The following is a 22400-nucleotide window of genomic DNA, read 5'->3' on the forward strand; positions in this document are numbered from 1 at the left end:
GTTGCCCAGGTTAGTGGTAAACGGTGCCGAGAGGCTCAGTTTCGACCGTCTGCCTCCGCCCAGAAATCGACTGCCCGTTCGGCTATCTCGACTGCGTACTCACCGTTGATCGCATGCGAGGCGCCGGGCCGCACTTCGACCCGACCCCACCGAAGCAGACGGCGCGCCCGCTCCGCCGCCCTGGTGGCGTCGTGCATCACGCTGCGCCCCCCGATCAGGGCCAGCACCGGTATGTCCAGTGAGCGCAGCTGGTCGTCGGTGATCATCTTCGGAATCGCCTTGCGAACGGTGTAATCGGTTGCACCCGAGGAGATCAGCGCCGCTTCGGTTGCCGCCCGGTCGATGTCGGCGCCACCGGAGATCCAGCGGAGCACACGCTTGCGCAGTTTCTCGGGTACGCCGGGGACGATCAACGCGGGCGAGGCCAGGACCGCCTTGAGCGCGACCGGAGCGAAGGTGAACACGGGGTCGAGCAGCACCAGCGAGGCGACGCGACCAGGGCGGCGGGCGGCGTAGTTGACCGCCGTCCACCCGCCGATCGACACCCCCATCAGATGCGCCCGGTCCAGCCCGGCACCCGCGAGGGCCTCGTCGAGCCATTGCGCCTCGTCGTCGGGGCCGGTGATCGGCTTGTCCTGCACCGACAGCCCCGCCTCGCCGAGCAGGTCGATTCCGATCACCGTTCGGTGCCGTTGCAGGAGCGGGATGTTGCCGCGCCACATGGGGACCGAAGCGTTGCGACCGGGAAGCAGTACGACGGGCGTCAGATCGGGTGGCCCGGCGAACCGGTACATGCGAACCGAGCCGAATGATGTTGCGACATCGTGTGTTTCGGCGACTTCGGGAAGCTGTGCCATCGCGGTTCGGTAGACCTCGAGGAAGTGGCTGCGAGCCCGACCCCCCTTGAAGTCCCCGACCCGGCCCGGCACTACTCGACGGTGACGGACTTGGCCAGGTTGCGGGGCTTGTCGACGTCATAGCCGCGAGCCTGCGCCACGCCCGCGGCGAACACCTGCAGCGGGATCGTCGACAGCAGCGGCTGGAAAAGCGTTGACACCGCTGGGATCTCGATCAGGTGGTCGGCGTAGGGGCGGACCGTCTCGTCGCCCTCCTCGGCGATCACGATGGTGACCGCACCACGCGCCTGGATCTCGCGGATGTTCGAGAGCAGCTTGGCGTGCAGCATCGGCGCGTTCTTCGGTGACGGCATCACGACGATGACGGGGAGGTCGTCCTCGATCAGCGCGATCGGACCGTGTTTGAGCTCACCCGCCGCGAAGCCCTCGGCGTGCATGTACGCCAGCTCCTTGAGCTTGAGCGCACCTTCGAGCGCGACGGGGTAGCCGACGTGCCTGCCGAGGAAGAGCACCGTCTGCGATTGGGCGAAGCGGTGCGCCAGCGCCCTGACCGGTTCGACGATTTCGAGCACCCGGGCGACAAGCTCGGGCATGGCCTCCAGCTCGCGGTATTCGCGCTCCACCTCGTCGGGGTACTTCGTGCCGCGAGCCTGCGCGAGCGCAAGGCCCACAAGGTAATTGGCCGCGATCTGGGCGAGGAAGGTCTTCGTCGACGCCACCCCGATCTCGGGTCCGGCGCGGGTGTAGAGCACCGCATCGCATTCACGCGGGATCTGGCTGCCGTTGGTGTTGCAGATCGCCAGCACCTTGGCCTTCTGCTCCTTGGCGTGGCGCACCGCCTCGAGGGTGTCGGCGGTCTCGCCGGACTGCGAGATCGCCACCACCAGGGTGTGGCTGTCCAGAACCGGGTCGCGGTAACGGAATTCGCTGGCCAGCTCCGCCTCGACGGGCAGCCTCGTCCAGTGCTCGATCGCATACTTGGCCAGCAGCCCGGAGTGGTAGGCGGTGCCGCATGCCACCACGAAGACCTTGTCGACCTCACGCAGCTCCTGATCGGACAGCCGCTGTTCGTCGAGCACGATGCGGTTGCCGACGAAGTGGCCCAGCAGCGTGTCGGAAACCGCGGCGGGCTGCTCGGCGATCTCTTTGAGCATGAAGTACTCGTAGCCGCCCTTTTCGGCAGCCGACATGTCCCAGTCGATATGGAACGACCGGGCGCTCGCGCCGTCGTCCACGCCGTTGAAGTCGGTGATGCGGTATCCGTCGGCGGTCACCACCACCGCCTGATCCTGGCCGAGCTCCACCGCGTCGCGGGTGTGCTCGATGAACGCGGCCACGTCCGAGCCGACGAACATCTCGCCGTCACCGACGCCGACCACCAGGGGCGTGGAGCGGCGCGCCGCCACGATCGTGCCCGGGTCGTCGGCGTTGGCGAACACCAGCGTGAAGTGCCCTTCGAGGCGCCGCAGCACCGCGAGCACGGACGCGGGGAAATCTCCGGCGGTGGGACCGTGGTGGAACTGCCAGGAGACCAGGTGCACCGCGACCTCGGTGTCGGTGTCGCTGGCGAACTCCACGCCGGTCTTCTCGAGTTCGGCCCGCAACGCGGCGTAGTTCTCGATGATCCCGTTGTGGACGACGGCGATCTTGCCGGCGGCGTCGCGGTGCGGATGGGCGTTGCGGTCGGTGGGTCTGCCGTGGGTGGCCCATCGGGTGTGGCCGAGGCCGGTGTTGCCCGCGAGGCTGGACGCCTCGGTGTCGGCCAGCGCGGCTTCCAGGTTGGCCAGCCGCCCGGCCCGGCGCCGGACCGTGAGCCCACCGTGTCCGTCGAGCAGAGCGACGCCCGACGAGTCGTAGCCTCGGTACTCCATCCGGCGCAGCGCGTCGACGACAATGTCGCAGGCAGGACGCTGCCCGACGTAGCCGACGATTCCGCACATAGGCATTCAGGGTAGTGCAAGAGCGGCTCAGAACCCCGTCGGCTACGGTCGTCTGGTGGCCAGCACGAAGAAGCTCTTCAAGGCCCTGACCCGCCGCGGCCCGCACCGCGTTTTGCGAGGTGACCTGGCCTTCGCCGGGCTTCCCGGTGTCGTGTTCACCCCTGATTCCGGCTTCAGCCTGCCCGGCGTGGCGTTCGGCCACGATTGGCTTGCGGCGGCCGACCGCTATTCCGGCACGCTGGAGCATCTGGCGTCGTGGGGCATCGTCGCCGCGGCGCCGGCGACCGAGACGGGATTGGCTCCGTCGGCGCTCAACTTCGCCTATGACCTGGGCACGACGCTCGACATCATCACCGGTGTCCGGCTGGGACCGGGAGAGATCAGCGTGCATCCCAACAAGCTCGGCGTCATCGGCCACGGGTTCGGCGGGTCCGCTGCGGTGTTCACCGCGGCGGGAATGCCGGTCAAGCCGAAATCCGTCGTTGCGATCTTCCCCACAGTCACTGCGCCGCCCGCCGAGGAGCCCGCGGCGACGCTGCAGGTACCCGGCCTGGTTCTCAGCGGGCCGGGCGATCCGATGACGCTGCGGTCCAACGCGGTCGAGTTGGCCAGGGCGTGGGACAAAGCCACGCTGCGCACGGTCAACGGGGCCAAGCCGGGCGGGCTGATCGAGGGCCGTCGGCTGGCCCGCGCCGTCGGACTGCCGGGAGCCGACCGCAGCACCCAGAAGGTGGTGCGGGCGCTGATCACCGGCTACCTGCTGCACACCCTGACCGGCGACAAGACCTACCGCGACTTCGCCGATCCCGACATCGCCCTGCCCAAGGCCCCGAACGTCGACCCGTTCGCCGACGACCCGGTGGCCCTGGAGAACAAGGTTGTCGCACTGCTGAAGCCCTGAGCGTAATCAACCAACCGGTTGGGTGTATAACTCGTTGATGCGCACCGGGATCTTCCTCAACTACACCGACGGCTTTTTGCAGGCCGTCGATCAGGTCGTCGAGCTCGAGAAGGTCGGCGTCGACCTCGCCCTGGTGGCCGAGGCGTACTCCTACGACGCGATCAGCCAGCTCGGTTTCCTCGCGGCCAAGACGACGCGCATGGAACTCGGGACCGGCGTCGTGCCGATCTACATCCGTACGCCGACGTTGTTGGGGATGACGGCCGCGGGCCTCGACTACGTCTCGGGCGGCCGGTTCCGGCTCGGCATCGGCACGTCCGGCCCTCAGGTGATGGAGGGTTTTCATGGCGTGCCGTTCGACGCGCCGCTGGGACGCACCCGGGAAGTGGTCGAGATCTGTAGGCAGGTGTGGCGCCGCGAGCGCGTGCAGTTCGACGGCAAGCACTATCAGATTCCGCTGCCCAGCGAGGGACCCGGGGCCCGGGGCACGGGCCTGGGTAAGCCGTTGCAGTTGATCAATCACCCTGTGCGCGACCGTATTCCGATCACAATCGCCGCGTTGGGGCCCAAGAACGTCGAACTCACCGCGGAGATCGCCGAGGGTTGGCAGCCGGTGTTCTTCCTCCCCGAGCAGGCCGACGCCGTGTGGGGTGAGGCGCTGCGTGGCGGGTTCGCCAAACGCGACCCCTCGTTGGGGCCACTCGATGTCATGGTCAGCGCTCCCCTGGCCATCGGCGAGGACGTCGACGACCGGTTGTCGTGGGTGAAGCCGCAATTGGCGTTGTACATCGGCGGCATGGGTGCGCGCGGCCGCAACTTCTACCACGACCTGGCCACCCGCTACGGGTACGGCGAGATCGCCGACACCATCCAGGACCTCTACCTCGCCGGCAAGAAGGCTGAGGCGATCGCGGCGGTACCGGATGACCTGGTCCGCAGCGTGTCGCTGGTCGGGCCGCGCGGGTTCGTCAAGGAGCGACTGGCCGCGTTCGCCGAAGCCGGTGCGACGACGCTTCTGCTGCAGCCACTTTCCGTCGACCGGCGTGAAATCCTCAATTTCGTCGAGGAACTGCACGGCTTGCTGCCTTAGCCGATTACGCCGAACGGCGCTGCCCCTGTACAGTGGGCACAGCGGCATCTTCTGTTCTGCCTTTTGCCGCATCGCCGAAGGCGATAATCGACCCAGTTCGATCGTCACACCGAGCGCCGCGGATCATCCGCGCCGGGCAGGACGACCACCCTGAACTTTCGGAGTTTTACTTGTCTGTGCAAATCCCCTGTGGCACAACCGTGCCCACTTTCGCCGACCTCGGCCTGCCGAAGGCCGTCGTCGCCACTCTTGCCGCCGACGGCGTCGAGTCACCCTTCCCGATCCAGGCGGCGACGCTGCCCGACTCGCTGGCCGGTCGCGATGTCCTCGGCCGCGGTCGCACCGGATCCGGGAAGACATACGCCTTCCTGCTGCCCGTGGTGACGAGACTCACTGCGAACCCGGTCAAACGCGTCCCCGGCCGCCCGCGCGCACTCATCCTCGCGCCGACGCGCGAACTGGCCGCCCAGATCAGCGCGTCGCTCGCACCGCTGGCCGCGGCCACCGACCTGCGCACGGTGACGATCATCGGCGGCGTCGGACCCAACCCCCAGATCCAGGCGCTGCGTCAAGGCGTCGACATCGTCATCGCCTGCCCGGGCAGGCTCGAAGATCACGTCAAATCACGCCATGCCGACCTGTCGGGTGTCGAGATCACCGTGCTGGACGAGGCCGACCACATGGCCGACCTCGGCTTCCTTCCTCCGGTGAAGCGCCTGCTGGACAAGACCCCTCGCAACGGGCAGCGCATGCTGTTCTCCGCCACCCTCGACGGCGGCGTCGACGTGCTCGTGAAGCGATACCTGACCGATCCCGTTGTGCACAGCGTGGATTCGGAGCAGTCACCGGTGACGGCGATGGAACACCACGTGCTGCATGTCGACAAGGGGGCCCGCCTCGGCGTGCTGGCCGACCTGGCCGCGTCACCGGGCCGGACCATCGTGTTCGCGCGCACTAAGCACGGCGCCAAGAACCTTGCCCGACAGCTGAACTCGCGCGGTGTGTCGACAGTGGAGCTGCACGGCAACCTGTCCCAGAACGCACGCACCCGCAACCTTGCCGCGTTCTCCGATGGCTCGGCGACCGTACTGGTCGCGACCGACATCGCCGCGCGAGGCATCCACGTCGACGACGTGAGCCTCGTCGTGCATGCTGACCCGCCCGTCGAGCACAAGGCCTACCTGCATCGGTCCGGACGCACGGCGCGCGCCGGGGCCGACGGCACGGTGGTGACGCTGATGCTCGACGAGCAGGTGTCCGACGTGCGACAGCTGACCCGTAAGGCCGGCGTGAAGCCGACGATCACCCGATTCAGCGGCCCGTCGCATCCGGTTCTGGTGCAGATCGCCCCGGGCGAGCGAACGTTCGGTGATCCGATCGTCGCCAGCAGGCCCGAACCCGCGCGGCCACACCAGCCGTCGTCGGCCAGGGGTCGCCAGCAACGGCGGCGGCGCCCCACGCGGTCGCGGCGGCCGGCGAGGGCTTAGCGCGGGCCGCACTGGAAGTTGCTCGGCGCAGCAAACTTTCAGTAGTAGCTGACCCGCATTTCCATTGCGGCAACGCCGATTTGTCATCAATTTGGTTACTCAAACGTGACCACAGATGTGGTGATAATCGGGCAGCCTTGGGTATCCGGGTTTCACTCCTGAAGGGGGTGCGGCAATGGGAACGATCACCTACCCACCGCGCATCACGTCCGAGCGCAGTGTGCGAACCTCCGTGTCGCCCCGGGGCGACGTGCGTCACGAGATCGACAGCGGGGCCGTCCATTTCTGGTGCGACCACTGCGGTACTAACCACCGGAGCCGGTTGATTGCCGCCGAGTGCGTCCGGCTGCTGGTCAACGGCCCCGATCCGGGTTTCGGTTCGTAGCCCTCGCTCATTCGCCGACCTGCGGTAGCTCATCGGCGGCGATCTCGCACGGCGTACCGGCGTCCGGTGGCTCCGGCGACACCGCCAGCGGCTCCGGCGACACCGCCGGCGGCTCGGCAGGCACCCCCGGTGGTTCTGGAGGCACCGTCGCCGCCGCGTGTGGTTCGGGTTGACACATCGGCTCGGCGATCGCGGGATCGGTGGCCTCGTCGGGCCCAGCCGCCTCATCGGTGATAGCCTCGCCGGCATCAGTTGCCTCTGAAGCCTCCTCAGCCTCTGCCGTTTCACTGTCGGCGCGTTCGTCGAGATCGGGCTCGGGCAGGACATTCGGCTCACCATCGTCGATGGCGGCGTCGAGCGCACCGTCGCCCAGCAATCCGCCGAGCATGTCACCCAGTTGCTGACCGAAACTCGTAAGGCCGCCTCCGAAGTCGGGCATTCCTCCGCCGAGCGAAGGCAACGACGCAGCGGCCGCTGGCTGTGGGACCGGAGGTTCGGTCGGGAGCGACGGCGCGGGTGGCGGCGGCGCCGCAACTGGTACGGCAGGCGGTGCGAGCGGAGGCGGGGCCGCTGATCCGCCCCATCCGGCCGGTATGACGGAAGCCGGTACAGCCGGGTTTACCGCGACGCCTGAGGTCGGGATTGCGGGGGGACCCGCCGCCGGGGATGCGGGGGCACCCGCCGCCGACGACGGCGTCCATGCCGGTCCGAGCTCGCCGGGAATGTCGAACGCGGCTTCGGACTCGGACGCGAGCTCGGTGGTCGCCGCCTCATAGGCCGCGTTGATCGCGTCGGCGGCCTCCCTCATCGCCGAAAGCCACTCACCGCCGATCACCGTGTCCACGAACGGCTTCACTTCGTGGTCCACCAACTCACTGGCGACCGCCCGGTCGCCGGCGCCCGTGGTGACGGTGTTGGCGGCCGCCAACCAGTCCGCGCGTCTGGCCTGCACACCGTCGCCGATGGCCAGCACCTTCGCCACTTTCTCGTCCACCGCCCGCCACAGCCGCTCGCGCAGATCGGTCAGCGCGGATGCGGCGGTCCGGACCGCCTCCGCAGCGATGGTCGCCGCCTCGTCGTGGCGGCGCAGAAACTCCCGAGATGCGTTCGCGCCCAGGCCCTGCCACGCATCTGTCAGCGCGGCCAGCTGAGCTTCCTGGCGCGCGAGTGCATCCTCGGCCGCCGTCGCGGCCGCTTGCAGTGCAGCACAGTCGGCTTCGAGAGCGGCCAAGTCCAAACCGTTCTCGGCGGCGTACCAGTCGTGTATCTGGCCGGGGTGTGCCGTCAGATCCGGATGCCGGTAGCCCAGGCTCTGGCACGCCAGCACGTACTGAGCGACATCGCCGACGCCGGGCACCCCGTCGGCCAACCGCGCTGCCGCATCCAAGGTTTCGCTCATCTCAAGCCAACCGGTCGGCAGCGCGCGCGTCGGCCTCGGCGTACCGGTCGACGGACGCGCGAAGCGTGACGGCGATCTCGGCCGAGGCACGTGACCATCGTCGCAACTGATTCACCACGTCGTCGACCGTCGACCGCACCGCGTCACCTCCTGCGGCATAGGACCGCCCCGCGCACGCCCCGTCGAACGCCAAACCGTTGAGATGCGTTCGTACGGCGGCGTCGACGGCGTCGGCCACACCCTGGTATTGCCGCGCGACACTCGACAAGGCGGCGACATCGACACGTGATGCGTCCATATAGGAGTTGGACGCGCGGCGACCCCGACCGGTTCCACCCTCAGCGTTGCGCGCTGACCTGCTCGGCCACCCGAACGGCCAACTGCCGCGCGGTGTCCTCGTCGGCCGCCTCCACCATCACCCGCACGACCTGTTCGGTTCCCGACGGGCGCAGCAGGATTCGACCGGTGTCGCCGAGTTCGGCCTCCACCTCGGCGACCGCGGTGCGGACCGATGGCGCGTCGGCGACGGTCGCCTTGTCCGCCACCTCGACGTTGATCAGAACCTGAGGCAGCGTTTGCATCGGCGCGGCGAGCGCGGCGAGCGGGGTGCGCGTGTGCGCCATGCGCGACATCAACCGCAACCCGGTGACGATGCCATCGCCCGTCGTGCCCCACGCCGGCATCACGATGTGGCCCGACTGCTCACCACCGAGCGAGTACCCGCCGGCGCGCAGCTCCTCGAGGACGTAACGATCCCCCACGCTCGTCGTGCAGACGTCGATCCCGGCCGCCCGCATGGCCAGGTGCAGGCCGAGGTTGCTCATCACGGTCGTCACCAAGGTGTTCGACGCCAGTTCGCCACTCTCCTGCATCGCCAGGGCGAGAATGACCATGATCGCGTCTCCGTCGACCACGCGCCCATGGGCGTCGACAGCGAGGCAACGGTCAGCGTCGCCGTCGTGCGCGAGGCCCAGGTCAGCTCCGTACGACACCACCGCGGACCGCAGGGTCTCCATGTGCGTCGAGCCGCAGCGCTCGTTGATGTTCAACCCGTCGGGCTGAGCATTGATCGTGATGACGTTGGCGCCCGCGGCCCGGTAGGCCTGCGGCGCGGCAGCCCAGGCCGCGCCGTTGGCGCAGTCGACGACGACGGTGAGTTGGTCCAGCCTGGTCGTGACGGCCTTGCCGACGTGTCGCAGATACCGGTCAAGCGCGTCCGCGGCGTCCACCACCCGGCCGATCCGGGCGCCGGTGGGCCGGCTTCCGGGACCCTGATGGACCAGTTCTTCGATCCGGTTCTCGGTGGCGTCGTCGAGTTTGTGGCCGCCGGGACCGAAGATCTTGATGCCGTTGTCGGGCATCGGGTTGTGCGAGGCGCTGATCATCACGCCGAAGTCCGCGTCATACGCGCTGGTCAAGTAGGCGACGGCCGGGGTCGGCAGTATCCCCACGCGCAACGCGTCGACGCCTTCGCTGGTCAGCCCGGCGATGACCGCTGCCTCGAGCATTTCGCCGCTGGCCCGGGGATCGCGGCCGACGACGGCCACCCGCCTGGCGTGGCCACCGGCGGAGGCCAACCGACGCGCCGCGGCCGAACCGAGGGCCAACGCCAGCTCGGCGGTCAGATCCTGGTTGGCGACGCCGCGCACTCCGTCGGTGCCGAACAGTCGAGCCATGCCGACAAATTTCTCATAGATGGCGGCCGGAGAGCCAACCGCGTGTGTCGGGGGCCGTGCCGTCGCCGAATCGGTACCCGGACGCGACCCACCGCCCGCATCCGGACCGGATGCGGGCGGTGAGGTTGTTCTGTTAGCTGGCGCCGTTCTCGGCGGTCGGGGCCGTCGGCGAGGTAGTGGGCGCCTCGGACGTCGGCGTCGCCTCACGCTGCTCGGCCTGGCCCGGTGCGTTCTCCGAGTGGCCGGGGCCGTTCTGCTGGATCGCGACGGTGCCGAGGTTGTTGGTGCAGACGGTCTTCTCGGTGCCCTCGGTGTCGGCGGCCTGCGCCAACGCGGTCACCGAGCTCACGTCGGTGTGGCACACGTCGGCGGCGATCTGCGCAGCGGCGGTCACGTCGACGTCCTGCAGGACACCGGCGTTACCGATCGAGACGTTGACGCGGTTGTCCGCAGCCGTGTCCGGCTGTGCCATGGCCATGCCCAGACCGGCGGTGAAGAGCAGCGAGCCGCCCAACACGGCGCCCGCGGTCAGTGTCTTCGCGTTCTTCATCAATTGCTCCTTCTCAGTCAGGAGACGACGATCCGATCCCCCCACGAGGTGACTGGCTCGTACCGGTGGCAGTTGCGGTCTGCCGCGCGTGCAGCGCCGCCGCCTCCAACCCCGGTGCATTCACGTCGGGCCGCTCGACGAAACCGGGACCGCGCGATTGTGAGAAAGACCGCAGCGCCACGTTGAATGCAAAAACCGCCGGTGTGCGGTGCACATCGGCGGTTTTCGCGGATCGATCAGCGCTTGCTGTACTGAGGCGCCTTGCGGGCCTTCTTCAGGCCGTACTTCTTGCGCTCGATGGCCCGCGGGTCGCGGGTCAGGAAGCCGGCCTTCTTCAGTGCGGGCCGGTCCTCGGGCTGCACCAGGATCAGGGCCCTGGCGATGGCCAGACGCAGCGCACCCGCCTGGCCGGACGGGCCGCCACCGTCGAGGTGGGCGTAGATGTCGAAGCTCTCCACTCGATCGACGGTGACCAGCGGAGCCTTGATGAGCTGCTGGTGGACCTTGTTCGGGAAGTAGTCCTCGAGGCTACGGCCGTCGAGGTTGAACTGGCCCGTTCCAGGAACCAGGCGAACCCGCACGACGGCCTCTTTGCGCCGGCCGACGGTCTGGATGGGGCGGTCGATGAAGACCGGCTCACGGGGCGTCGCCTCGGCGGCGGCCTCGGTCACGGCATCAGTGTTGTCAACGGTCTCGGTCCCAGTCGCCTCTGTCATTGCGCCACCTGCTTGATCTCGTACGGAATCGGCTGCTGGGCGGTGTGCGGATGATCCGGCCCGACATAGACGCGCAGCTTCTTCTTCACCTGACGGCCCAGTTTGGTGTGGGGAATCATGCCGAGGATCGCCCTCTCGACGACCCGGTCGGCGTGCTTCTCCATCTCCTCGCCGAGGGAGCGCTTGCGCAGACCACCGGGGTAACCCGAGTGGCGGTAGAAAAACGTGCGGTCCGCCTTGTTACCGGCGATCGCGATCTTCTCGGCGTTGACGATGATGACGAAATCGCCACCGTCGACGTTCGGCGTGTATGTCGGCTTGTGCTTGCCGCGCAGCAGATTGGCTGCTGCCACGGCGAGCCGGCCGAGCACCACGTCGGTGGCGTCGATGACGTACCACGAACGTGTGGTGTCACCCGCCTTCGGCGTGTACGTAGGCACAGCGCTACCTCTCCTCTATCGGGTTTCCTGTCCCGGTGGTCCGGGTGCCGGTCAGGCGTATCCGGTGGGGTGATCTCGGCGACCGACGTTGACCCGAGGACCCGTGCTTACCGCACGCCAACGAGGCAGCTTACCTGGGCGCGTCGCCGCAGGTCAAAACGGTGCATCGGCCCGAAGCCCGAGGGGTGAGACCAAAGCATAGGGAAATCCCTGATTCATTTTCGATTCCGTCCGCTTAGCGTCGTCGCGGGGGTGCAGCAAACCGGCCGTCTCGCATCCGAAAGTTCAAGATCCCAATGGAGTGAAAATGATTCGTGGCTTGATCGTTGCCGCATTCGTCGTCGCGGCAACCGCCGCCGGGGCCGCCACCGCGTCGGCGGACACGTACTACAAGAACTGCTCCGCTGCCCGCGAGGCCGGCGTGGCGCCGATCATGCAGGGCGAGGACGGGTACGCAGAGCACCTGGACCGCGACGGCGACGGCATCGCCTGCGAGTAGTCGACGGTGATGCGCCACCGTGGCCGCTCTCCTCGACCACGGTGGCGCTTACCGTGCGGCCCCTTTGGCTCCCCTCCAGTTGGGACCGCACAAGCCTCTTCCCGGTCAGGCACCCCATGCGCCTGCGGCGCTGCGGTCGGTCGCGGCCACATCGTCGGCGCCGTCGCGAACCGCGTTGCCCAGGCTGAAGAGGATCTCGTTGAGGGCGCCGGCCGCCTGTTCCCATCGCGCCTGCTCGAGCCGGTACGCCTCGGCCGCCTGGCGGGTCCACACCTGTTGGAGCGGCGCGATCTGTACACGCAACTCTTCGAGGGCGCCGTTCAGCCGGGCCGAGGTGGCGTGGATCTCCTGCCTTACGGTGTATTCGATCTCGTCGAAGTTGTACGACAACACGTGGTCCATCACGACTCCTCTACAGGTTGTTGGCAACCGCGCCGATGCGGTGCGAATGGCTCTCGTTGGCTTCCCGAAGCGTCTGCTGGTTGAGCCGGATGGTCTCGGCGATCCGCTGCAGTGACGCATGCAGTTTCAGCGACTCCGCGTTCCATCGGTCGACGACGTCGCGGAAGCGCGTCGCCGCGACGCCGCCCCAGACCGACGGCGGCACGGCGGTCATGCGCCCGATGAACGACTGCAGCATCGCGCGAATCTCCTCGTTGCGCGCGTCGGTCTGGCCGGCGACCGCGGTCATCAGGTCGAAATCGGTGTTGAGCGAACCGCCTTGCGGTGTCGTCATGGGGATCCTCTCCTCTAGGTCTTGACTGGTACGACGCAGCGCACGCCGGTCCGGTTCCACCCGATTTCTAAGAAATCGCCTGTGCCGACCTGATCGCCTGATCGCAGACCTCGCGGACGGTGGATTCGCGACCCGGTGCGCTCTGGCAGCCGATGGCGATGCGCACACCGTGATCGACGAGAACGGTCCATGCGACGTGATGGTGCGGGCGCAATTCCCGGTACGTGACACCGGTCCTGCCCGCCGGGGTGTCGGCGGCGTTGAAGTCGACGAAGACATCACCGGGCTCACCGGCCAGGGCGCTTCGCAACGCGGCGGCAGTCTCGGCAAGGTCCGCCCGCGGCGCGCCCACCGACTGGGTCAGGTGCAGCGCTACGTCGGTGTCCGACGGCGAGGTGATCTGCGCGCGGGCCGAGCCCGGCCCTGACGTGATGTGCTCGACCGGCCACGACGCAGGCACCATCACCTGAACTCGCCCCTCCACCAACAGGTTTGACGCGATGTTCGGTTGCCGGTCACCACCGCGCAGGACGAACCCACCGCACACCGCCACCATCGTCGCGAGAACGGCCGTCAGCACCGCCGCCCGTCGCGGCTGGTTCGAAACACACACGGCGGTACCGCCATCGGGCACGGGAGGTTCGGCTTCTGGGCGACGGACGGCGCCCTCGTCGGCGAAGCGCACCCCTATGCCCCTCTCGCGCAACCCGTCAGCGATCGCCTCGCCCAGCGACCCGAGGACACCTGGCGCATCGATCAACACCGGCCCCGCCAACCCGACCGCTGCGGCCACCCTGTTCGCCACTTCGTCGTCGACGTTGGCGATGACGACGGGGCGGGCTCCGAGACGAGTGACAAGGACCAGCTCCGTGGCGATCTCGACGACGGTTGCGCGCGCCTGCCGCTGGAGCAGCGCGGTACGCTCGATCACCTCGACGGTCGTCGCCGTCGTCGCTTCGCGGACGCGGTCGATCCGTGCGCCCGGCCACCACGTCGGGCAGACGAGGAGGACGTCCTCGGCGCCGCCCACCGCGACTTCCATCAGCCGGGACCACAGTTCGGACACCGGCGCGGGGTCCTCGCCGACCAGTACGAGGTCCTCGTCGATGGCATCCAGTGCCAACGAGACCAGTTCGGGGTCAGGCGGATTGGGTCCGCGCACCGTAACCGGCCCGACCTCGACGACGGCGTGTCTCACGGCGGCTCCACCCAGCCGACCTGGACGAGGCGCTCGCCCTCGCCGCGGGTGATCAGCGTGGCGCGCCCCGGCGGCATCGACGAAGGCCGCACCGAGCCCATCAGGACACCGTCGTCGGCGCTTGCGCTCATCATCGCGCCGAGGCAACCGATCTCCCGCATTCCGGCGAGAAGTGGGTCGAACATCGCCCGCGCGGCGCCTCCCGATCGGCGGGCGACGATTACGTGCAGACCGAGGTCGGCGGCGTGGGGCAGGAAGTCGGCAAGCGGGGCAAACGGGTTGCCCGTCGATCCGGCCACCAAGTCGTAATCGTCAACCACGAGGAAGATCTCGGGGCCGGACCACCACGATCGCTCGCGCAACTGCTGTTGTGTCACGTCCTCGCCGGGCATGCGGGCCTCGAGCATCGCGAGAAGTTTGGGAAGTCTCGCTGCCAAGGCCACCGGTGACGCCGCGTATCCGGCGAGGTGTTCGGATTCCACGACGCCCAGCAGGGAGCGCCGGAAATCCACGATCTCCAGACGCGCCTGCTCGACGCGATGAGTCCGGACGATCTCGTGACACATCACGCGCAGCAATGAGGTCTTGCCGCAACCGCCCTCCCCGAGGGCCAGCATGTGCATCTGCTCGGTGAAATCGACAGTCACAGGCGCCAACTCGCGCTCTTCGAGGCCGAGCACCATCGCCCCGGCCGATCCCAGGCTGCACCCGACCAACTCGGGATACCGCACGAGCGCCGGAAGCAGTTCGATGCGCGGGGCGCAGCACCCGCGCCAGCGCTGTCGATGCCGCTCGACGGTTGCGGCCAACGCCTCGCCGAGTCCCTCGGTGCTGGGCACGCCGTCAAAGCGCGGCAGCGCGATCACCATCTCGCGCCCCTCGGCGGTGATACCCCGGCCCGGTGGGCAGTTGGTCAGCGAGCGTGCGCGGCGACGGTCCATCTCCGACTCGGCCGGGTCGCCGAGGCGCAGTTCTATCCGGGTCGCGATCTGGTCCTTCAACGCTGGCCGCAGTTCGGGCCACCGCGAGGCGGTGATCACCACGTGCACGCCGAACGCGAGACCCTGCGCAGCGATGGCGCTGATCGGCGCTTCCAACTGCTCGAGTTCGCGACGCAGGTGAGCCCACCCGTCGACGACGAGGAACACGTCGCCGTGCGGGTCGCCGGCCGCGGCGGGATCCTGCGCGGCGCGGCGCGCGCGATACTCGGCCATCGACCCGATTCCCATTGTCCGGAACAGCTTTTCCCGCGACCGGATCAGTGATTCGATGACAGCGACCGTGCGACGGCACAGGTCCGTATCGGCTCGACCCGATACGGCGCCGATGTGCGGTAGTTGCGCGAGGCGCGTGAGCGCACCACCGCCGAAATCCAGGACGTACAGGGAGATCTCGTCGGGGCCGTGCGCTTCTGCGAGGGCCAGCATCAGTGTTTGCACGGCCGTCGACTTCCCCGACTGAGGGGCGCCGACGATGGCGGCGTTCCCCGCGGCCATCTGCGCGACGAGTAGGTCGCGGCGTTGCTCGAACGGACTGTCCACCAGACCGATCGGGGCACTGAACGGGTCTCGGGTACCTGTCGACGTGATCGAGTCGAGCGTCGGTGGTGCGCCGAGCGGCGGCAGCCACACGGGGTGCGCGGCCGTCCCTCGTCCCCCGACGCGGTCCAGCACCGCGTCGAGAACGGCCGGTCCAGCTTCCTCGTGCTCATCGGGTTGGACCGACGCGGACGTGGCGGTGAAGATCATCGGCGCCCGAACTTCGCTGCTGTCTTCGGGGTCCGGTCGAGGACAGGGGCCGGAGACGAACGCGGTCTGGAATCGGATCAGGTCCCCGGTGGCCGTCTTCAGCAGGGCCGCGCCTGGGGTGCCGGGCAGAGCGTACGCGTCGGGCACACCCAGGACGGCCCGGGATTCACCGGCGGAGAACGTCTTGAGGCAGATCCGATACGACAGGTGGGTGTCCAATCCGCGGAGCCTGCCCTCGTCGAGTCGTTGACTGGCCAACAACAGGTGGATTCCCAGCGACCGGCCCAGCCTGCCGATCGCGACGAACAGCTCGGCGAAGTCGGGGTGCTGGGCGAGCAGCTCGGAGAACTCGTCGACGACGATGAACAACGCGGGCAGCGGCGGCAGCAGAGCGCCGGCTGACCGAGCCCTGGCGTAGTCCGCGGCGTTGACGAAATTGCCTGCCGCCCGCAGCAACTCCTGCCTGCGGTGGACCTCTCCGGCCAGCGCGTCGCTCATCCTGGCCACGAGGTGGGCTTCGCCCGCCAGGTTGGTGATCACGGCCGCCACGTGCCGCGACCGCTCCAAGCCGTGAAATGTCGCTCCGCCTTTGAAGTCGACGAGGACGAGGTTGAGGACGTCCGGTGGATGGGTCGTGATCATGCCCAGCACCAGTGTGCGCAGCAGCTCGGACTTGCCGGATCCCGTGGCGCCGACACACAGCCCGTGCGGGCCGATGCCGTTGCGGGCAGCCTCGTTGATGTCGATCCAGACCGGCGTTCCGTCGTCCGCTACGCCGACGGGTACCGGTCGCATCTGTTTGCTTTGCGTCCACAGCTTTTCGGGCGTCAGCCGACCCGGTCGGTCGATGCCCATCAGGTCGAGCCAGCCGCGCACCGTCGAAATGCCACCGGCGGTCGCGGCGTCGAACCTGTGACCCGCCAGCTGCCGCGCACACATCGTGGCCTGCGTCAGGGTCAGCGAGTCGCGCTCGCAATCCGCCTCGGGGCGCTCACCGATGCGCACGGTCAGGCGCTCGCCGTCAACACGCAGACACGACACCGGTTCGACCGGGTCGGCTCCGATCGTGACGATCGAGGCACCGTTCGCCTCCGTCAGCATCTCACCGGCTACCGGGCTCTCATCCGCGACGACCACGAGGTGCCGGCCGAGCCTGCCGCTCAGGGTATGAGCTGAATGTTCGTAGTGGGGTAGCCATTTGAGCCACTCCCACTCGTGAGACGTCTCACGGCTGGCGACCACCGCGATCGCCACCTGGTGGGGTTCGTGATGCGCCGCCAGTTGGCACACCATCGCACGCACCAATCCGCGCGCGGGCTCGTCATCGCCACACACCGCGATGACGCCGGGTTGCCGGAGCGAGACCGCGACCGGTGATCGCGGCACCACCGACCGCTGCCGAATCAGAGCGTGCATCGCGGACACCGTCACCGGATCGCGGTCCTCGGGAACCCCGAGGTCGGGTGCCGCCAACGGTGTGCACGGCGTCTGATCACCTACACCCACCCGGACGCAGCAGAAGTCGTCGTGGTCGGGACCGAGTCGCACGATTCGCCGGGTGCCCACGAGCGCCCACAATGACTCGGGTGCCGGGTGGCGCGAATACTGTTGGCGGCGTTGTTCAGCGGCCGTCGCCACGGTCTCGTCGTCGAGTTCATCGAGATAGCGCAGATAGCTGCGCCGGTCGCGATCGATCTCGGCAAATCGGTCCGCCCCGCCGCGCGCTCCGTACAGCATCGTGCCGAGCACCGACACGGCCATCATCACCGGGAAGAATGCGAACATCGGTGTGCGGTTGGTGCCGGCGCCGGAGGTGAAGTACACGGCCATCATGCCGACCGCTGCGACGAGCACCGCCAGCGGTAGTAGGCGCGCGACAGGATTGGTGGAAGCCGCTTTGGGCAGCGCCGGTGGTGATTTCACCACGACGCCGCATGCTGGCCGGGAGGACTCCATCGAGAGATGAGACGCGGCGGGGACCGATTCGGTTCCATCCACAGCCGACGAAAGAAGTGTCTTCTCCCCGTCGTCGGCGGCGTTACGGTGATCCCACGGCGTCATAGGGGGAGGCGATGGCTGGTTCAGGCTGCCGAGTCAGCATTCACGTCGACGGGGCGAACGCGACCCAGAGTGTGGATCTGGCGTTGCCACGCCGGGCATGCCTGGGCGACATGCTCCCGTCGATCCTCGAGCTGGTTCATCCCGACCACCACGAGGTGGTAACCGGTGCGCGGTGGCGGCTTCACCGAATCGACGGTTCGTCGCTGGACGAGTCACTCACATTGCCGGACAACCAGGTTCGCGACGGCGACGTCCTGTGGCTCAGCACCGATGACGTCTGCGAACCCGTCTTCGCCCCCTGGGATGCCACCCGCACGGTGGTCAGGTGGCAACCTGCGCCCGGCGGGATTCCGCGCATGCTGTGCGTCGCCGCCAGCGTGGTCTGCGCGGCCATCGGCGGTATCACGCTGCTGTGGTCCACAGGCTCGACTGGTCGCACGGTTCTCATCGGCGGTGCGCTGACCTGCGCCGCTTTGGCCGCCGCCGTCGTCAGCGGGCGTACGCACTCAGAACCGTTGATGTGCACCACCTTCAGCGTGATGTCTGTGATGATGGCGGCGGTGACGGCTGCCGCAGCGGTACCCGGCGGTCCCCTCGCCGCGCATCTGCTGCTTGCCTCATCGGCGGGGCTGGCCACCGCGGTGGTGTCCCTGCGCCTCACCGGCCGCGGTCTTGTGCCGCTGGTCGCCATCGCCACGACATCGGTGCTGTGCACCGCTTCCTGCGCGGCATCGGTCGCATGGCACCTCGGTGGGCCGGCGGCCGGCTCACTGCTCGCGGCGATGGCACTGGCGACGTTGAGTTCGGCTCCACGGCTGGCCATTGCGCTCACCCGCATCGGCCCCAGGCCGCTGGACGACGACATGCACCGTCCTCCCGACTCCATCGAGGACAGCGAGGCGGCGCGCGCCCACGAGCTGCTGACAGCGATGATCGCCGGCGCGTCGATCGCCGCGGCCATCGCGGCCGTGTCCGCCGGTTATGGTTCCATCGCGCGCGAGTTCTCCATCCTCGCAGCGGTGTTCGACGGCGCCGTCGGAGCCGCGCTGTTACTGCGCATCCGTACTCATATCGGGACTGTTCGTCGCACCACGTTGGCGGTGAGCGGCTTCGTCGCGCTCACAGCAGCATTCGTGATCCTCGCCGCAGCATTACGTCAGCACGCCCACTGGTTCGCAGCTCTGGCCGCTGTCGCCGGGACCGGATTCCTGATACCGCTCCTGCGCTTCACGCCCGGCCTGGCCGCGCGCCGCGCAGCCGAACTGGCCGAGTACGCGGCCTTGGCCGCGGTCATACCGCTGGGCTGCTGGATCGCCGGGCTGTTCGGTCTCGTCCGCAACTTGGCGCTGACGTGACGCGCCTGCTTCGCGTCGTACTGGCCGTCGCGTTCGCATCGGCTCCGGTGACCGGTATCCCTACGGCAGCCGCGGTGGTGCCGCCGGGTGTCGACGATTCGCTGCTCCCCCACCCGCACTCGCCGGCGCCGCCACAGCCCACAAAGCAGACAGGGCAGTGCACGACCGCTCAGAAGGTCACCCTGGGCGGGGACGTCGGCGGCCAACTGCGCGACCTGGACCTGCGGTCGGTCTGGCCGCTCACCCGCGGAGGTGGTCAGACCGTCGCGGTGATCGACACCGGTGTGTCACGCCATCGCCTGCTGCCTCGCCTGGTTCCCGGCGGCGATTACGTGTCCGGCGGGGACGGCACCGACGACTGCGACGGCCACGGCACGATCGTCGCCGGCATCGTCGCCGCCACAGCGGATTCCGACGCCCCCGATGCGTTCAGCGGTATCGCACCCGAGGCCACGATCATCGGCATCCGGCAGTCGAGCACGAAGTTCAGCGCCGAAGATGGCCGCGGCGGATCCGGTTTCGGAGATGTCGACACTCTCGCCCGCGCGGTGCGCACCGCGGCCGACATGGGCGCAACCGTGATCAACATCTCCACTGTCGCCTGCGTCGCCGCCGGCACGGAGATGGACGACGGACCTTTGGGCGCCGCCTTGGCGTATGCGGTCGACGCGAAGAACGTCGTCGTGGTCGCCGCCGCGGGCAATGCCGGTGCACCGGGCCAGTGCGAGCATCAGAACCCCGCAAGTTCTGGGCGACCGGACTGGGACGGCGTCAAAGCGGTGGTGAGCCCGGCCTGGTACGACGACTATGTCTTGACGGTCGGATCGATCGGCCCGGATGGTGGCCCCTCGGAGTTCACGTTGGCGGGGCCCTGGGTCGACGTCGCCGCTCCCGGCGAGCAGGTGGTGTCGTTGGACCGCGACGGCGACGGGTTCGTCGCCGCGCTGCCCACCCCTACCGGCGAGAAGCCGCTCGCGGGAACCAGTTACGCCGCGCCCGTGGTCACCGGCATCGTCGCGTTGTTGCGGTCACGCTCGCCGCAGTTGACCGCCCGCCAGGTCATGCGCCGAATCGAAGACACCGCGCGGCACCCGGGGGGCGGCTGGAATCCGCGTGTCGGTCATGGCGTTGTCGACGTCCTGGCCGCGGTCACCGGTGGCGCGACAGCTCCCGCGGATCCGGGCCACCCGACGGTGGTGTCACCGTCGCGGCAGCAACCACCCGACGGCCACGCAGCGCGTATCGCCACCCGCGGAGCCGCTATCTGCTTGGCCGTGGCCGGGGTTGTCGTCGCAATGACGGTATCGCTCAGCCGGTTACGGCGTTCCCGTCCCGTCGTGCGCGACTGACGCGGCCTCGACACTCAGCTCCGGCCCGTGTGGCAGCCGCGCCAACAGGGGCCACGGTGCGGGCAGCGGATCACCGGTCAGCCCGAGCCGCTCGGCCGTTTCCCGATCCCGGATGCCGAAGGCCACCCCGACATCGTTCACCAGGAACAGCGTTCCGGTTCGTGCACCGTCACCACTGGCCCCCGCCGCTCGCACGTAGGCGCTGCGACCCCCGCTCATCGCGAAGGCATCGATTCGGGCGCCTGCGGCGTCGGCGTGCGCCAGCCCCACCGGTCGCAACTCGGCGTTGCCGGGTATGGCGTCGCCGGTGACGGTCCCCGTGCTGACGGACTTCGAGTCAGGCGCCCACTGCCACCGTGCGCAGACGACCGGATCGACTGCGGTACCGGCACGTTCGGGGAACTCCCCGACCGGGAGTTCGTCAACCACCGGGACCGCGCCGATCGCACCGGGCTCGACGGTGACGATGTCGTGCGCGTCCTGCGGCTGGGTGAACCGGATGAGATCGGCCGCCACCACGCCGATTCGCTGCACTCCCGTCCTCAGCACCGCGTAGTGCTGCGACGACTCGGTTTGCGGCACGCGGATCACGGCGCCAACCCGCAACCCGTGCAGCGGCGCTGGTGCGGGCGCCCCGGCGTCGCGGATGGCGGGCGCCGCGAGCTCGGGCACCTCGGGCACGGTGTCCAGCAATGCACGCGTAACGGGCCGTGGCGCAACGCCGTCGAGCGCGAGCGCACGCACCACGGCCGGATTGCGCAGATCCACCTTCGCGCGCCGCCCGTCAAAGAGCAGATACGTTGTCGCCGCACCTTCGCCCGCCGCACTCACCAGGATGCCGGCTGCTGCGGCGTGCGTCCGGCCGACAGGTCCCGCCAGGACGGTCGATACAGACGAATCATCTTCGCACACATGCCATTCCGACTCATCGTGCGTCAGCGGCGCGCCGATCATGTCAGGGGCGCCGGGGATGCCGAGCATCGCGCCCCTTGGCGCCCGGTCGACGGCCGAGGAGCTGACGAGCCGAGGTTTGGCCGCCGAAGCGGTGATCAGCCGGGCCGATGCGAGGTTCGCCACCGGGTGCAGATTCTGGTCGATCCGCACATAGAGGGCGCCGGTGTCGCGCACCATCACGATCGGGGCGTCGCCGAGCGCACCTCGGGGCTGCAGAAACGCCAGGACCGCGGCCACTCCGAGTCCGATGACCGCCAGAACCGAGCCGACCGACAACGCAAGTGCCTGCGCGCGCATCGGATCGTCGAGCATCTGCGCGTCGCCGCGCACGAGGGCGTGCCGCATGCGCCGTAACCCGAAGCGGTGTCCGCTGATCTGCAGTTTGGTGGTCGATCGCCCCGTCATCACTCCCCCGCCGAAAGCCTAAGGCCTGCGGACAGTCCCGAGTGTCACCGCTTTCCCCTGGCCCGACGTTCCCGGTAGGCCGCCACGTGCTGGCGGTTGCCGCAGTTGCCGGTGTCGCAGAACTTTCCCGACCGGTTTCGCGACAAGTCGACCAGCACCGCCTCGCAGTCCGATGCCGCGCACGTCTTGAGGCGGCGCAGCTCGCCGATGCGGATCAAGTCGGCCAGCGCCATCGCCATCTCCGCGCCCATCCGCTGCCACAGCGGGTCGTCCACCGACGCCAGGTGCAGATGCCACTCGGGCATCTCCGGATGCCGGGTCAGCCACGGCGAGGCGTTGGTATCGCGAAGCAAGGCGTTGACCCGATCCACCGTGCGTTGCTCATCGTCAGCGACGGCCCAGATCCGGCCCAGCCGGTCGCGGAGCCGGTGCACCGATGCGAGTTCCTCGGCGTCGCGGTCACGGCGCCCCGTCCAGCCGAAGCTGTCGAGGTAGGTGTTCAACGCCGCCATGTCGCCCAGCCGCTCTCCGTCGACGCGGTCGCTGTTGATGAGTTCACACGCGGCCCGCAAGGTGAGTTCGGTGTCATGACTGAAAAGCATTTGACCCATGACGCCTCTCGTCGCTACTGTCAGGAGCGTAGTTCATTTTACT

General features: G+C 68.6%; 21 protein-coding genes. 7 read left to right on the forward strand and 14 right to left on the reverse strand.

Going from position 1 to position 22400, the window contains the following annotated elements:
- Window positions 1-35: 35 nt before the first annotated feature.
- Both RMCN_RS28200 and glmS read right to left on the reverse strand, forming a co-directional pair.
- Window positions 36-929: an alpha/beta fold hydrolase gene (locus tag RMCN_RS28200; protein WP_067396216.1), complete on the reverse strand. Its 894-nt coding sequence runs from the start codon at window positions 927-929 to the stop codon at window positions 36-38.
- A complete protein-coding gene (gene glmS / locus RMCN_RS28205; RefSeq protein ID WP_067396219.1) occupies window positions 929-2797 on the reverse strand; it encodes a glutamine--fructose-6-phosphate transaminase (isomerizing) in 1869 nt (622 codons plus the stop codon). Before glmS ends, RMCN_RS28200 begins: the two co-directional genes overlap by 1 nt.
- Before the next feature lie 55 nt (window positions 2798-2852).
- On the opposite strand from glmS, the gene RMCN_RS28210 reads away from it, so the two are divergent.
- The 4 genes from RMCN_RS28210 to RMCN_RS28225 all read left to right on the forward strand — a co-directional run bounded on the left by RMCN_RS28210 (window position 2853) and on the right by RMCN_RS28225 (window position 6660).
- Window positions 2853-3698: a dienelactone hydrolase family protein gene (locus RMCN_RS28210; protein WP_067396222.1), complete on the forward strand. Its 846-nt coding sequence runs from the start codon at window positions 2853-2855 to the stop codon at window positions 3696-3698.
- 37 nt (window positions 3699-3735) lie between these two features.
- Window positions 3736-4788 (forward strand): LLM class F420-dependent oxidoreductase, encoded by a 1053-nt coding sequence (locus RMCN_RS28215; protein WP_067396225.1) that lies wholly within the window; start codon window positions 3736-3738, stop codon window positions 4786-4788.
- 200 nt (window positions 4789-4988) lie between these two features.
- Window positions 4989-6275 (forward strand): DEAD/DEAH box helicase, encoded by a 1287-nt coding sequence (locus tag RMCN_RS28220; protein ID WP_067396228.1) that lies wholly within the window; start codon window positions 4989-4991, stop codon window positions 6273-6275.
- 175 nt (window positions 6276-6450) lie between these two features.
- The gene (locus RMCN_RS28225) at window positions 6451-6660 is read left to right on the forward strand and encodes a hypothetical protein (RefSeq protein WP_064413294.1); all 210 of its coding nucleotides are present in this window, start codon (window positions 6451-6453) and stop codon (window positions 6658-6660) included.
- A 7-nt stretch (window positions 6661-6667) separates the two neighbouring features.
- Here the strand turns inward: RMCN_RS28225 and RMCN_RS28230 are convergent, their stop codons facing one another.
- The 6 genes from RMCN_RS28230 to rplM all read right to left on the reverse strand — a co-directional run bounded on the left by RMCN_RS28230 (window position 6668) and on the right by rplM (window position 11441).
- Window positions 6668-8059: a hypothetical protein gene (locus RMCN_RS28230; RefSeq protein WP_067396231.1), complete on the reverse strand. Its 1392-nt coding sequence runs from the start codon at window positions 8057-8059 to the stop codon at window positions 6668-6670.
- A 1-nt stretch (window position 8060) separates the two neighbouring features.
- Window positions 8061-8357 carry a DUF7162 family protein gene (locus tag RMCN_RS28235; RefSeq protein WP_067396234.1) on the reverse strand — a complete coding sequence of 99 codons (297 nt, stop codon included), beginning with the start codon at window positions 8355-8357 and terminating at the stop codon, window positions 8061-8063.
- 40 nt (window positions 8358-8397) lie between these two features.
- A complete protein-coding gene (gene glmM, locus RMCN_RS28240) occupies window positions 8398-9735 on the reverse strand; it encodes a phosphoglucosamine mutase (RefSeq protein WP_067396237.1) in 1338 nt (445 codons plus the stop codon).
- Window positions 9736-9868: 133 nt separating this feature from the next.
- Window positions 9869-10285: a hypothetical protein gene (locus RMCN_RS28245; protein WP_067396240.1), complete on the reverse strand. Its 417-nt coding sequence runs from the start codon at window positions 10283-10285 to the stop codon at window positions 9869-9871.
- A 236-nt stretch (window positions 10286-10521) separates the two neighbouring features.
- A complete protein-coding gene (gene rpsI, locus RMCN_RS28250) occupies window positions 10522-11001 on the reverse strand; it encodes a 30S ribosomal protein S9 (protein WP_084377816.1) in 480 nt (159 codons plus the stop codon).
- Window positions 10998-11441, reverse strand: coding sequence for a 50S ribosomal protein L13 (rplM, locus tag RMCN_RS28255; protein ID WP_064400572.1), 444 nt, complete (start codon window positions 11439-11441; stop codon window positions 10998-11000). Before rplM ends, rpsI begins: the two co-directional genes overlap by 4 nt.
- Before the next feature lie 307 nt (window positions 11442-11748).
- Between rplM and RMCN_RS28260 the strand changes: the two genes are divergently transcribed.
- A complete protein-coding gene (locus RMCN_RS28260) occupies window positions 11749-11940 on the forward strand; it encodes an excalibur calcium-binding domain-containing protein (RefSeq protein WP_064345995.1) in 192 nt (63 codons plus the stop codon).
- A gap of 105 nt (window positions 11941-12045) precedes the next feature.
- Here the strand turns inward: RMCN_RS28260 and RMCN_RS28265 are convergent, their stop codons facing one another.
- From RMCN_RS28265 to eccCa, 4 genes are all read right to left on the reverse strand, one after another.
- Entirely contained in the window at window positions 12046-12342 is a 297-nt protein-coding gene (locus tag RMCN_RS28265; RefSeq protein ID WP_067396243.1) for a WXG100 family type VII secretion target, read from the reverse strand.
- A 10-nt stretch (window positions 12343-12352) separates the two neighbouring features.
- A complete protein-coding gene (locus tag RMCN_RS28270) occupies window positions 12353-12676 on the reverse strand; it encodes a WXG100 family type VII secretion target (protein WP_064345654.1) in 324 nt (107 codons plus the stop codon).
- A gap of 67 nt (window positions 12677-12743) precedes the next feature.
- Window positions 12744-13874: a type VII secretion-associated protein gene (locus RMCN_RS28275; protein ID WP_067396246.1), complete on the reverse strand. Its 1131-nt coding sequence runs from the start codon at window positions 13872-13874 to the stop codon at window positions 12744-12746.
- Window positions 13871-17578: a type VII secretion protein EccCa gene (eccCa, locus tag RMCN_RS28280; protein WP_067396350.1), complete on the reverse strand. Its 3708-nt coding sequence runs from the start codon at window positions 17576-17578 to the stop codon at window positions 13871-13873. Before eccCa ends, RMCN_RS28275 begins: the two co-directional genes overlap by 4 nt.
- Before the next feature lie 116 nt (window positions 17579-17694).
- Between eccCa and eccD the strand changes: the two genes are divergently transcribed.
- Both eccD and mycP read left to right on the forward strand, forming a co-directional pair.
- A complete protein-coding gene (eccD, locus tag RMCN_RS28285; protein WP_084377818.1) occupies window positions 17695-19038 on the forward strand; it encodes a type VII secretion integral membrane protein EccD in 1344 nt (447 codons plus the stop codon).
- Entirely contained in the window at window positions 19035-20387 is a 1353-nt protein-coding gene (gene mycP, locus RMCN_RS28290; RefSeq protein WP_082680778.1) for a type VII secretion-associated serine protease mycosin, read from the forward strand. Before eccD ends, mycP begins: the two co-directional genes overlap by 4 nt.
- On the opposite strand, the gene eccB is transcribed toward mycP, so the two are convergent.
- Together eccB and RMCN_RS28300 are read right to left on the reverse strand one after the other, a co-directional pair.
- Complete coding sequence (eccB, locus tag RMCN_RS28295; protein ID WP_067396252.1) at window positions 20355-21746, reverse strand: type VII secretion protein EccB; 1392 nt, start codon at window positions 21744-21746, stop codon at window positions 20355-20357. The two genes, mycP and eccB, sit on opposite strands and share 33 nt — an antisense overlap.
- 44 nt (window positions 21747-21790) lie before the next feature.
- Entirely contained in the window at window positions 21791-22348 is a 558-nt protein-coding gene (locus RMCN_RS28300) for a CGNR zinc finger domain-containing protein (protein ID WP_064413284.1), read from the reverse strand.
- Window positions 22349-22400 lie beyond the last annotated feature (52 nt).

The organism is Mycolicibacterium novocastrense (assembly GCF_001570485.1).
Lineage (GTDB): Bacteria > Actinomycetota > Actinomycetes > Mycobacteriales > Mycobacteriaceae > Mycobacterium > Mycobacterium novocastrense.